Origin of the sequence: Kordia sp. (genome assembly GCF_050633145.1) — a bacterium.
Lineage (GTDB): Bacteria > Bacteroidota > Bacteroidia > Flavobacteriales > Flavobacteriaceae > Kordia.
On sequence record NZ_JBOEFY010000024.1, the window covers coordinates 48,830 to 60,479 of the forward strand.

Here is an 11,650-nt window from a genome sequence, read left to right on the forward strand (position 1 = left end):
AGATAGATGAACAAATTCATAAAATTTTTTTTAGTAATTCTTGCTTTCACTGCTTGTAAAAAAGTAGAAGAGAAGAAAGATGTGAAAGAAGTAGTTACTCAGAAAAAAACGCAAGAAAATACCATAAAACCTGTGTATGCAACAATGGAAACTGCGCAGGTTTCTTCAACTGATGATGCAGCAGATGATTCCTGTATTTGGATTCATCCAACTAATGTGATGGAGTCAAAAATTATTGGAACCAATAAGCAGGAAGGATTGGTTGTTTATGATTTATCAGGGAAACAAATTTTTCAATATCCAGTTGGTCGTGTAAACAATGTAGACATCCGAGAAGGTTTTGTGTTACAAAAAGATACGGTTGCTATTGTAACGGCTTCTAACAGAACTTCAAATACGATTACGGTGCATAAGGTAAATCCTTTAGATGGTTCGCTAGAAGATGTCGCTTTAAAACCTTTGCAAAGTAAACTAGCTGAAATTTATGGTTTGGGTATGTATAAAAGTGCTAAAACAGATAAGATGTATGTTATTGCCAATGGAAAAGATGGGAATGTTGAGCAATGGGAATTGTTTGAAACAGCAGGAAAAGTAGCTGGAAAAATCGTAAGAACTTTTGCGGTTGGAAATCAAACAGAAGGTATTGTTGCTGATGATTATCATGGAAACTTATACATAGGAGAAGAAGAAAAAGCATTATGGAAGTATGATGCAGAACCCGATGCATCAACTGTAAGAAAAGCAATTGCAACGGTTGGCGATACCAATATGAAAGCCGATTTTGAAGGTGTAACCTTGTATGACAAAGGAGAAGGCATAGGATATATTATTTTATCTTCACAAGGAAACAATAGTTATGCAGTTTTTGATAGAATCACGAATGCATATATTGGAAGCTTTAACATTGCAGATGGTGCTGAAATTGATGGAACCTATGATACTGATGGAATTGATGTAACGAGTGTTGCTTTTACAAAATACCCAAAAGGATTCTTTATTGCACAAGATGGTGCGAATACCAAAGGAAAAGATTCGTTGAATCAAAACTTTAAACTAGTCGATTGGAAAAGTATTGAAACTGCTTTAGAGTTGAATAAACAATAGAAACGCTTTTGAATTTGTATATACTAGATATGTTATAAAATTCATTTAATTGTGTGTTGAAAATGACATTATTACTTAATAATGTCATTTTTTTTATCATAATTCACCAACAAGGAAACCACGTAACTATAACTTTGAATTCCTTTCGATTGATTGTTCGCTTTTAAGAACTGATCGAAGGTAAACTTAAATATAGGTTTCAACGGGTTTTTATGTGAATCCCAAAATGCACGAACTTCGTCATAATTTTTCTGAATTCCAGGGTTTACAGTAGCTTTTAAGCGTTCGTATTCGGCTTTGTCTCTGTTATGAACTTCTTTTAAACAATGCCACGTCATAAAATTGTACGCGCCGTATTGAAAGTAAATATCGTCATTGTATAGCGCCGTCATACATCCAATAAAATTGGCTTCGTTTTCAGCCGAGTATCCAATTTGATGCGCTTTTTCATGACTCGCAGTTACGGCAAATTTGTACACAGGAATTTTATAATTAATTTGAGCTTCATTGGTAAACGGATTTATGTAACCGCTAAATCCCATAATGGTTAAAAAACCACTATAAATAGACGTTTTTAGACTCTGATTAGTGAATACAAACCTTGGTTGTTTTGCGCTAAAATTTTCATAACCATTCATGGTTTTCTCAAAAATCTCGCTGGTAGTATATGGAACATCTACTTTTACAGTATCGTTTTGTGTAATTTGAAATTGAGTAGCATTTGCTTTCGCGATGACTCTTTCGGTGAAATTTACGAGTTGTTCTGTTGTGTATTTTCGGTCTAATTCGAGCGATTTATACAGAGGCAATCGATAATAATTCATTCCCCATAAAAGGTGAAACGCAAAGTATACAATAGTAATTGTAATGTAGATATCCATTAGTATTCGTTTGTATTGTGTGCGAACCAAACGAAAGTTTTTATAAATGTATCTTATAATTAGAATGCCAGCAATTGTATAAAATATATCGCCTATTGAAAACGGAATCCACCCGAAGACAATTCTAAAAAGTTTTGAAATATACGGATACAATCCGTTGCTATAATAAGTTTCAATAAACTCAGGGTAATTACCAAGTATCTTAATAAGAATAAATTGTAGGGGAAAAGATAAGGCAATTATAATTTTTGTTCTCTTTGTCATAAGCAATACATTTGAACACTATTCGGGACAATGATATGTAGCTAATGTAAAAAAACTAAATCACTATTGCTACGTTGATGTGATATTTTTGTCATAATACAATCAATTTTACAAGGTATTTTATAAAAAACAATCAATTTTGCAGTCAAACATTTACCTTTGCAAACAATTATTCAATCCATAAAAAAAATAGAATGAGTCAAGAAATAAGAACTTTAGAGCCAAATGCACTTTGGAATAAATTTGCTGATTTAAACGCGGTCCCAAGACCCTCAAAAAAGGAAGAACGCGTTATTGCTTTTATGAAGAAGTTTGGAGAAGATTTAGGTTTAGAAACTTTTGTTGATGAAGTAGGGAATGTGATCGTTAAGAAACCAGCTACGGCAGGAATGGAAGATCGTAAGGCTATTGTGATGCAATCGCATTTAGATATGGTACACCAAAAGAATTCTGACACCGTATTTGACTTTGATACACAAGGAATTGAAATGGTTATTGATGGTGACTGGGTAAAAGCTAAAGGAACAACTTTAGGAGCCGATAATGGACTTGGAGTTGCTACGATTATGGCAATTTTGGAAAGTAACGAAATTGCACATCCAGCTATTGAAGCATTGTTTACCATTGATGAAGAAACTGGAATGACGGGCGCAATGGGATTGAAAGGCGGATTGCTTGAAGGAGAAATTTTATTGAATCTTGATACAGAAGAAGATGATGAAATCGGAATTGGTTGTGCAGGTGGAATTGATGTAACAGCAACGCGTTCATATGTAGTAGAAGAAACACCAGAAAATGTAGCTGCTTATACAATCAAAATTAGCGGATTGCAAGGTGGACACAGCGGAATGGATATTCATAAAGGTTTCGGAAATGCGAATGTATTAATGAATCGTTTGTTGTTTGATGGTTTTGAAAACTTCGGATTGCGAATTGCAGAAATTGATGGAGGAAGTTTACGAAATGCTATTCCAAGAGAAAGTGTAGCTACAATTGTTGTTGATACAGTACACCAAGAAGCGTTTGAATTTGAAATGCAAGCACAAATCAATACAATCAAAAAAGAATTTGCAAGCATAGAAGTCGATTTAGAAATTGAGTGTACTGCTACAGAGACACCAGCAGGAGTTGTTGAATTAGGTGTGCAAGAAGGTGTAACACGTTCTTTGTATGCAGCGCACAACGGTGTGTTTCGTATGAGTCCAGATATTGAAGATTTGGTAGAAACTTCAAACAATGTTGCACGTGTGATTGTAAAAGACGGTGAAGTTAAAATTGGTTGTTTAACACGTTCTTCTGTAGAAAGTGGAAAAATGGATTTGGCTACAAAACTAAGAGCTGCTTTTGAACTTTCAGGTTGCGAGGTAGAGTTTTCAGGTTCGTATCCAGGTTGGGCACCAAATATGGATGCTTCTATTTTACCTGTAATGGTAAATTTATATAAAAAATTAAACAATAATGAAGAGCCGCATGTAGCAGCTTGTCATGCAGGATTGGAATGTGGAATTTTAGGAACAAATTATCCAGATATGGAAATGATTAGTTTTGGACCAAATATTCGTGGAGCGCATTCACCAGACGAGCGTGCAAGTATATCTTCAGCTCAAAAATATTGGAAATATGTATTAGAGATTCTAAAGAATATTCCAAAGAAATAATACAATTATACATGTTGTAAAATTGAAAAGCTCCTAATTGTAGGAGCTTTTTTTGTTTGAGAGCTTATTCTTTAAAAGAGGCTCTGCAAATAGCATATATACTTCTGTTTAGCAGGTAATATATGTGTATGTAGTTGTTTGTGTATGTGTTGTTGGACAAGGTCCGCAGCCAGAAGGTAAAGTTGGTAAAGGGTCACATGCAATTAATACAGATTTACAGTTTATCTGAAATGTTATGCATACGTAGTTAAGTGATGCAATTGGAAAGTTAGTAGTGTTAATTCCTCCTTGTATTTTCTTTTCTGAAAGTGTGGCTATTTTTTGCTTGCGGAGTTGTAAAGAGAATTTTTGTTTTTTCATGATATCGTGGTTTTTGGTTATGCCCAAATATCTTGATAAACTGCTCTGTAGGAAAGAGTCGAAATACGTAATTGGTACCGTGTTTTTCCTGAAAATAGGTGCGGTTATACACTACTAAAATAACACAGACTACTTTATAAGAGAAGTAGTCTGTGTTGTTTGATTAACAATTATGTGATACTTTAATAGGATCAGGAAGTGGTGCGCAATCAAGATCTTTTTTAGAAAGAATACACATATTAAAAGGTCGTGTATAGCAATATCCTGAATTGGCTCCTCCTTGTACTTCGTTTGTATTTTCGAGCTTTACTAAGTTGATTTTGTTTAAGTTTAATTTTTTTACTTGTTTTTTCATGTCAGTGAAATTTAAATGATTAATAGTTCTATATAACCATACGAAAATACATCTAAGTTAAGTGCGAATAGGGGACAAGTTTCTTGAAATAGAAAAAGACTTTCTTAATATGTACTTTCAACTTCTAAAGTGACATAAAAAAGAAAAGCCCTTCATTATGAAGAGCTTTTATAATATGTGAAATTTTATCTATTTATTTTTTAACGATTTCTACAAGTTCAACTTCAAAAACTAAATTTGAATTTGCAGGAATTGGACCGTTAGGTCTAGAACCGTATCCTAAATAAGAAGGAACAAATACTTTTGCTTTTTCGCCAACTTTCATGCGTAATACAGCTTCTTTAAATGCAGGAACTAAACGTGCACTTGAATTGTAAATAGTTGGAAATGGACTGTATGCTCCTTGCGCGTCTGCTGCTTCGTTGTATAAACCACCAGCTTCTGCTGCACTTTTGATGTTTGTGTAAAATAATTTACCATTCTCAAAATAACCAGCGCAGTTAATAGTCACTGTTTCTGAAGATTTTGGCTGTACTCCAGAAGCACTTTTTTGAGTAGTTATCATTACCATTCCTGTAGGCGACTCAAACATTTCTCCTAAGCTTTTGTTTGCTTCTTTAAACTTTTCAATGGCTGGTTTTGCAGCTTCTTTCGCTTTTGCTTGATTTTCTGTAATAATATCTTGAGTAAACTTTTGGTATTTCTCAACAAGTTTTGGCTCATCTTCAGTAAATACCTTTACAGCATCAAATGCTTTTGCTTCTGCACCAACTCTAATAATGTTTACTTCTGTCATGATAACATCTTCATACGGTTTTTTACTAGCTGGATCAACCGCCACATTTGAAATACTATCTTGAACTTCAATTCCTTTTATTAATTGACCAAAAACTGCATGACAACTTACACGTGGTCTGTTACAAGGTTTTGGATTTCCACTAAAATCTAATGGATCTAGACTAGGATAAGGAACTTCAGTGATAAAGAACTGACTTCCGTTTGTGCTAATTCCTCCAGAGTTTGCCATTGATAAAACACCTGGCTTATCATGTTTTAAATCTTTATCAAATTCACTTGTAAAACGGTATCCAGGATTTCCACTTCCAGTTGCTGTTGGATCACCACCTTGAATCATAAACTTATCCATCACTCTGTGGAAAGAAACACCATTATAATATGGTTTCCCTTTTAATTCATCAGAAAGTTTTGGGTGTGTTCCTTCTGCAAGAGCAACAAAATTTGCTACAGTTACAGGTACTCTTTTGTAGAATAATTTAGCTAACATGGTACCTTTATTTGTTTTAATTTCAGCAAAAATACCATTCTTGTCATCCAGTTTTAAATCGCTTCCTGCTGAAGCTTTATCTGTCATATTAGCTGCTGTAGTTGTATCAGCTTTTTTTTCATTTTTACAAGAAGTAAATCCTAAAGTAAGAATCGCAAGACATATTGTGATTGTTGTTGTAAATAATTTCATTTTAATTTTCTGTTTCTAGGTTTTTATTGTCTTTTTTTATGTCAAGTAACGTTATAGTTGATTGAATCGGAATATTAGTTCCAATTCGTTTGTTATCTCCATGATATCCGTATGCAATATGTGATGGGAATAAGAAGGTTACAGTTTCTCCTTTTTTCATTAATTGTAATCCAAAACGCAAACCAGGAATGATTTGTTGTTTTTCAACCACATATTGTTGTGTGCCGAGTTCTTCTTTCTTGTAAATCACATTGCCATTAGTCATTTTTGAAATGTTGAACTCGTAAGTTAATGTGTCTCCTTTTTTAGGAAGATATGTTTCTTCTGTGTTTTTCTTAGTGTAAGAATACCAAAAACCATTGTTAGATGCTATGTATGTGTTTAGCGTATCTCGTTTGATATATTCTTGAATATTAGCTTCTTCTTTGGCTATTAAAGCTTTGTTTCGTTCTACAGATTCTTTCAAAAAAGTACCAGAACGAATGTTCACTGCCTTTCGTGCTTCTTGCTGTGCGCATGAAATGACACTGATGAATATAATACCTAAGAAAACAAGTTTTTTGAACATATATTTAGTTTAAAACTGATTTGTATGAAGTTAGAATTTCTGTAAATTTTTTCACAGTATCTTCCATAGAAGCTTCACTTCTTCCACCAGCTGCATTTGTATGTCCGCCACCATTAAAATGTGCACGGGCAAATTCATTTACCGAAAAATCACCTTTTGAGCGCAATGACATTTTTACATACGGCTCTTGGAGATTCTCTATAAAAATTGCAGCAAATTTAATGCCTTTTAGTGATAATCCATAATTTACAAAACCTTCTGTATCACCTTTCTTAAAATCATAACGAATTAATTCCTCTTTACTGATAGTAATGTATACAGTATTGTAGGCTTCAAGCACCACTAAATTCTTCAATGCGCATCCTAATAATTGCAAGCGACTTAAGCTGTTGGTATCGTAAATTGAATTGTGAATGCTAGCATTTTCAGCACCTTTATCCATTAAATTGGCAATAATTCTGTGCGTAGTACTTGTAGTTGCTTTAAAGCGGAATGAACCTGTATCAGTCATAATTCCTGTGTACATGCAAGTTGCCATTTCAGCATTGATAATTTCTTCATCTCCTAAAAAAGAAATAAAATTATAGACCATTTCGCAAGTAGAACTCATACTAGTATCAGAATACATATATTTTGCATAATCTGATGGTTGTTGATGATGATCTATCATCACAAAAGTAGCTTCGCAGGCAGAAACAGTCGTTTGCATATCGCCAATTCGGCTTAAATCATTAAAATCTAACGTAAAGATAACATTGGCGTCTTTCAATAAAGTTTTCGCACGATCTTTCTCATAATCAAACTTTACAATTTCGGCTTCACCAGGCATCCATTTTAAAAAATTAGGATAATCATTTGGAGCTACAATAACTGCGTTGTGTTCTCCCTTTTTTAAGTAATGCCATAGTGCGAGCGTAGATCCAATAGCATCTCCGTCTGGATTTTTATGAGGAATGATGACAATATTTTTGGGTGTTTCAAGTAGCGTTTTTACGCCTTGTATTTCAGCTTCAGTCATGCGTTTCAATTCTGTAATTCAATGGTAAATACTAAAAAAATGACAAAGATTTTAGGTCTTCTCATTTCATAGCTGGCTAATATACTAAAATAGAGTTGCAAATAAATTGTATTTGTGTACTTTTGCACCGAAAATCAGATATGATTTTTCAAAACAAGAATTTATAACAAATATTATATACATAATGGCTGGGAAAAGAACTTTTACCATGATAAAGCCTGATGCTGTTGAAAATGGACACATCGGAGCTATTTTAGAAAAAATTGCTGCTTCAGGTTTTAAAATCGTTGCAATGAAATTAACACAGTTAAGCAAACGTGACGCTGAAGAATTTTATGCAGTTCACAACGAAAGACCTTTCTTTGGAGAATTAGTAGAATTCATGACTAGAGGACCAATTGTTGCTGCAATTTTAGAAAAAGAAAATGCAGTTAGTGATTTTAGAACATTAATCGGAGCTACAAATCCTGCAGAAGCAGCAGAAGGAACTATTAGAAACTTATATGCAACTTCTATTGGAGAAAATGCAGTACACGGTTCTGATAGCGATGAAAATGCAGCTATCGAAGGAGCTTTCCACTTTTCAGGAAGAGAGACTTTCTAAGGAAAACATACAATTTTATATATAGAGAAGCTTCAATCGTTTGGTTGAGGCTTTTTTGTTTTTGATCGCTTCGCGTGTATTCTTAAACTTCTTGGGAACGTCTTTGCGAGCGTTTTGATAAAAACGTGCGGCAATCTGTTTCTCAATCACTCAAAACGTTACTTCGAGTGATTTTTCTGTACATTGAGCGGAGTCGAAATAAAAGAAAAATTGTATCGAGAAGTACTATGAAAATAATAATGTATCTAAAAGTCTAAGAGCGAAAGCAAGTCTAACAATCTAAGAAGTCTAAGCAAGTCTAAAAAAATCTATCGCAACACCAAACTCTTAATCAAGTCTTTGCCTAAACTTTCATTAAGCATTCGAATAATTTTTTCTTTTCCATAACTCAATTCCTCTCGCAATACAGCAGAAGATAAAGAAACATGAAGTGTATCGTTTCTTAAGGTTACGTTGGTTGTATAATTATTCACACCATTTCCCATCAATTTAAGCCAAGCATCACGTGCGTCAATTTTGTCTAAACCATCTTCTAAACGGTTTTCGGACACGAAATCTTTTAATACTTCGCTAATGGTTCTATGTTCTGTGTGTCTTCTTTTCAAAATAAATTATAATTTAAAAATCTCGTACGATTGATGAATTTCTTTTACAATACTTTCTGTACGTTCTACATGTGTGTCACTAATGAATATTTGTCCGAAATCATCACGATTTACTAAAGACATGATTTGTGCTACACGTTGTTCATCTAACTTGTCAAAAATATCATCTAACAATAGAATAGGAGTGACATTCGCTAGATTTTTAATAAAATCAAATTGCGCTAATTTTAATGCAATTAAGAATGATTTTTGCTGTCCCTGACTTCCAAATTTTTTGATTGGATACGTTTCAATGGTAAACAACAAATCGTCTTTATGTACTCCTACGCTTGTATATTGCAATACTCTATCTTTCGCTAGACTCTCTTCTAGCAAAGATCGAAAATCTTTTTCATGTAATTGACTTTTATAACTGATATTAACAATTTCTTTTTCGTTAGAGATTGCATTGTAGCGCGTCATAAAAATCGGCAAAAATGCTTCAAGAAACTTTCTGCGTTCAGCATAAATTAGTGAACCAAGTTCATGCAATTGATCGTTGTAAATACTTAAAGTATCCGCGTCAAATGTACTGTTTAGCGCAAAATACTTTAATAATGAGTTTCGTTGCGAAAGTACTTTATTATAATTGATGAGGTTTTTTAAATAGCGTTTATCCGATTGCGAAATTACACTATCCATAAACTTTCTTCGTGTGTCACTTCCTTCAATAATTAAATCGCGATCGGCAGGTGAAATTATGACAAGTGGCAAAAAACCAATATGTTCAGAAAGTTTATCATAAGGCTTTCCGTTGCGTTTCACCATTTTTTTTTGACCTCTTTTCAGCGAACAGATAATATTTTCGTCCCTAGTTTCTTTTTCATACATACCATCAACCACAAAAAAATCTTCTCCGTGTCTAATATTTTGTGATGCAACAGGATTAAAATAGCTTTTTCCAAACGATAAATGATAAATAGCGTCGAGGACATTGGTTTTACCAACGCCGTTATTTCCGACAAGACAATTTATTTTTTGGTTAAAATCAAAAGAATTCGTTTCAAAATTCTTGTAATTGATCAGTGATAATTTCTTTAGAAACATGAAAATAGGCGCGTCATTACAATAAAAATGCAAATTATTGAAAAATATCAAATAAATAAGCTTTTAATTCTACTTAAAAATTTTATTTTTGCGCACATTAATATACAATTATGGCAACTTACAAGAAAAGAGGATATAAAGTAAAAACTAAAGTAGAGAAAGAAAAAGAAGTTTCTGCTGAAGAAATTGAAAGTACAACAGCAGAAGTTTTTAATACTTTAGATGAAACTGCATCCAAAACTGAAGAATGGGTAGCTGGAAATCAAAAGTATATCTTTATAGGTATAGGAGCGATTGCCGTAGTACTTTTAGGATATTTAATCTATACTAAAGTATTTGCTGCACCAAAACAAGTTGAAGCTGCAAATGAAGTGTATCAAGCAAATTCATATTTTAACCAAGCGGTTAATATCGATTTAAGCCAAAATATGGTAAATGGATTGGCTACAAGAGATTCTTTATTCAATTTAGCATTGAATGGAGGAGAAGGAAAATATGGATATTTAAAAATTATCTCTGAATACGGAGGAACAGACGCTGCTAACTTAGCTAACTATAGTGCTGGGATTGCATATTTAAACTTAAATAAATATGTAGAAGCGGTAACGCACTTACAAGATTTTGAATCAGATGATATCATTATTGGTGCAAAAGCAAAAGGAGCAATTGGTGATGCTTTTGTTCAATTAAATAAATTGGATGATGCTTTAGGATATTATGAAGAAGCATTTAAACATAGTTCAAATGATGCAACAACGCCTATTTATTTATTAAAAGCAGGAATTACAGCCTTAAGTTTAGATACACCACAACCAGCAAAAGCATTAGAGTACTTTAATAGAATTGAAGATGAATATGCTTCTTTTAAAACTACTGCTGATGGAAAATTGCTAGATGTTTATATAGGAAAAGCAGAAGCTTTGAATAACTAATTATGGCTACAGTAAATAAAAATTTATCTACATACGATAAGACAACAATCCCAAATGCGAAAGATTTTCGATTTGGGATTGTTGTTTCTGAATGGAATGAGAACATTACCGAAGGTTTGTGTGAAGGCGCTATTTCCGCTTTAACAGCTAATGGAGTAACAGAAGACAATATTATCCGATGGAACGTTCCAGGAAGCTACGAATTGGTGTATGGAGCTAAACACATGCAAAAAACACAACAAGTAGATGCAATTATTGCTATTGGAAGTGTGATACAAGGTGAAACAAAACATTTTGATTTTGTATGCAGTGCTACAGCACAAGGAATTAAAGATTTAAATGTAAACTCAGATATTCCTGTAATCTTTTGCGTATTAACAGATAATACGTTGCAACAAGCAATTGATCGTTCTGGAGGAAAACACGGAAATAAAGGTGTAGAAGCTGCCGTAGCTGCTATTAAAATGGCGGCTTTGCGAAAGTTCTAAGTAAGAAATTATAAAAAATATAAAACCGTTGTAGATTAATTCTACAGCGGTTTTTTTGTACCATAAACTTTCCAAAATAAAATACTTTAAGAATAATAATCAGCTGTGAGAATTTCATTATGTTTAAAATTTGGCAAATAATTTATGTTTTTGGAAATAATCAATTGCTTTAAGTTTGAATTATTTAAAATTTTAACTGATTAATTGAAAAAGTGGCAATATGTGATAATATAGTATATACTTTGGATAA

Annotated in this window: 13 protein-coding genes; 5 read left to right on the top strand and 8 right to left on the bottom strand. The window is 33.1% G+C overall.

All coding sequences use genetic code 11. The features are described from left to right. Positions 1-6 precede the first annotated feature (6 nt). Positions 7-1,104, top strand: a complete 1,098-nt coding sequence (locus ACRBBL_RS12390; protein ID WP_431369374.1) for a phytase — start codon at positions 7-9, stop codon at positions 1,102-1,104. Between the two features lie 71 nt (positions 1,105-1,175). On the opposite strand, the gene ACRBBL_RS12395 is transcribed toward ACRBBL_RS12390, so the two are convergent. Next, a complete protein-coding gene (locus ACRBBL_RS12395) occupies positions 1,176-2,249 on the bottom strand; it encodes a DUF3810 domain-containing protein (protein WP_431369375.1) in 1,074 nt (357 codons plus the stop codon). A gap of 194 nt (positions 2,250-2,443) precedes the next feature. Here ACRBBL_RS12395 and ACRBBL_RS12400 point away from each other — a divergent pair, with 194 nt between their 5' ends. Continuing rightward, on the top strand, positions 2,444-3,907 hold the full coding sequence (locus ACRBBL_RS12400; RefSeq protein WP_431369376.1) for an aminoacyl-histidine dipeptidase: 1,464 nt from the start codon (positions 2,444-2,446) through the stop codon (positions 3,905-3,907). Between the two features lie 108 nt (positions 3,908-4,015). Here ACRBBL_RS12400 and ACRBBL_RS12405 read toward each other — a convergent pair whose 3' ends face one another. The 5 genes from ACRBBL_RS12405 to ACRBBL_RS12425 form a co-directional block, all read right to left on the bottom strand. Then, entirely contained in the window at positions 4,016-4,267 is a 252-nt protein-coding gene (locus ACRBBL_RS12405) for a hypothetical protein (RefSeq protein ID WP_431369377.1), read from the bottom strand. Between the two features lie 163 nt (positions 4,268-4,430). After that, the gene (locus ACRBBL_RS12410; RefSeq protein ID WP_431369378.1) at positions 4,431-4,622 is read right to left on the bottom strand and encodes a hypothetical protein; all 192 of its coding nucleotides are present in this window, start codon (positions 4,620-4,622) and stop codon (positions 4,431-4,433) included. 193 nt (positions 4,623-4,815) lie between these two features. Continuing rightward, a complete protein-coding gene (locus ACRBBL_RS12415) occupies positions 4,816-6,099 on the bottom strand; it encodes a peptidylprolyl isomerase (RefSeq protein ID WP_431369379.1) in 1,284 nt (427 codons plus the stop codon). Position 6,100: 1 nt separating this feature from the next. Further along, positions 6,101-6,667 carry a gliding motility-associated peptidyl-prolyl isomerase GldI gene (gene gldI, locus ACRBBL_RS12420; RefSeq protein ID WP_431369380.1) on the bottom strand — a complete coding sequence of 189 codons (567 nt, stop codon included), beginning with the start codon at positions 6,665-6,667 and terminating at the stop codon, positions 6,101-6,103. A gap of 4 nt (positions 6,668-6,671) precedes the next feature. Continuing rightward, positions 6,672-7,685, bottom strand: a complete 1,014-nt coding sequence (locus ACRBBL_RS12425; RefSeq protein ID WP_431369381.1) for a DHH family phosphoesterase — start codon at positions 7,683-7,685, stop codon at positions 6,672-6,674. 184 nt (positions 7,686-7,869) lie between these two features. Here ACRBBL_RS12425 and ACRBBL_RS12430 point away from each other — a divergent pair, with 184 nt between their 5' ends. Next, positions 7,870-8,289: a nucleoside-diphosphate kinase gene (locus ACRBBL_RS12430; protein ID WP_431369382.1), complete on the top strand. Its 420-nt coding sequence runs from the start codon at positions 7,870-7,872 to the stop codon at positions 8,287-8,289. Between the two features lie 308 nt (positions 8,290-8,597). Here the strand turns inward: ACRBBL_RS12430 and ACRBBL_RS12435 are convergent, their stop codons facing one another. Together ACRBBL_RS12435 and recF are read right to left on the bottom strand one after the other, a co-directional pair. Continuing rightward, positions 8,598-8,894 (bottom strand): DUF721 domain-containing protein, encoded by a 297-nt coding sequence (locus tag ACRBBL_RS12435; protein ID WP_431369383.1) that lies wholly within the window; start codon positions 8,892-8,894, stop codon positions 8,598-8,600. A gap of 6 nt (positions 8,895-8,900) precedes the next feature. Next, positions 8,901-9,980 carry a DNA replication/repair protein RecF gene (gene recF / locus ACRBBL_RS12440; RefSeq protein ID WP_431369384.1) on the bottom strand — a complete coding sequence of 360 codons (1,080 nt, stop codon included), beginning with the start codon at positions 9,978-9,980 and terminating at the stop codon, positions 8,901-8,903. Positions 9,981-10,090: 110 nt separating this feature from the next. Here recF and ACRBBL_RS12445 point away from each other — a divergent pair, with 110 nt between their 5' ends. After that, entirely contained in the window at positions 10,091-10,912 is an 822-nt protein-coding gene (locus tag ACRBBL_RS12445; RefSeq protein WP_431369385.1) for a hypothetical protein, read from the top strand. Between the two features lie 2 nt (positions 10,913-10,914). Continuing rightward, entirely contained in the window at positions 10,915-11,400 is a 486-nt protein-coding gene (ribH, locus tag ACRBBL_RS12450) for a 6,7-dimethyl-8-ribityllumazine synthase (protein WP_431369386.1), read from the top strand. The last annotated feature ends 250 nt before the right edge of the window (positions 11,401-11,650 follow it).

What these genes read in the sequence shown, in the direction of transcription:
- ACRBBL_RS12390 (WP_431369374.1), top strand. Translation starts at nt 7, where the DNA reads ATGAACAAATTCATAAAATTTTTTTTAGTAATTCTTGCTTTCACTGCT.
- ACRBBL_RS12395 (WP_431369375.1), bottom strand. Translation starts at nt 2,249, where the DNA reads ATGACAAAGAGAACAAAAATTATAATTGCCTTATCTTTTCCCCTACAA.
- ACRBBL_RS12400 (WP_431369376.1), top strand. Translation starts at nt 2,444, where the DNA reads ATGAGTCAAGAAATAAGAACTTTAGAGCCAAATGCACTTTGGAATAAA.
- ACRBBL_RS12405 (WP_431369377.1), bottom strand. Translation starts at nt 4,267, where the DNA reads ATGAAAAAACAAAAATTCTCTTTACAACTCCGCAAGCAAAAAATAGCC.
- ACRBBL_RS12410 (WP_431369378.1), bottom strand. Translation starts at nt 4,622, where the DNA reads ATGAAAAAACAAGTAAAAAAATTAAACTTAAACAAAATCAACTTAGTA.
- ACRBBL_RS12415 (WP_431369379.1), bottom strand. Translation starts at nt 6,099, where the DNA reads ATGAAATTATTTACAACAACAATCACAATATGTCTTGCGATTCTTACT.
- gldI (WP_431369380.1), bottom strand. Translation starts at nt 6,667, where the DNA reads ATGTTCAAAAAACTTGTTTTCTTAGGTATTATATTCATCAGTGTCATT.
- ACRBBL_RS12425 (WP_431369381.1), bottom strand. Translation starts at nt 7,685, where the DNA reads ATGACTGAAGCTGAAATACAAGGCGTAAAAACGCTACTTGAAACACCC.
- ACRBBL_RS12430 (WP_431369382.1), top strand. Translation starts at nt 7,870, where the DNA reads ATGGCTGGGAAAAGAACTTTTACCATGATAAAGCCTGATGCTGTTGAA.
- recF (WP_431369384.1), bottom strand. Translation starts at nt 9,980, where the DNA reads ATGTTTCTAAAGAAATTATCACTGATCAATTACAAGAATTTTGAAACG.
- ACRBBL_RS12445 (WP_431369385.1), top strand. Translation starts at nt 10,091, where the DNA reads ATGGCAACTTACAAGAAAAGAGGATATAAAGTAAAAACTAAAGTAGAG.
- ribH (WP_431369386.1), top strand. Translation starts at nt 10,915, where the DNA reads ATGGCTACAGTAAATAAAAATTTATCTACATACGATAAGACAACAATC.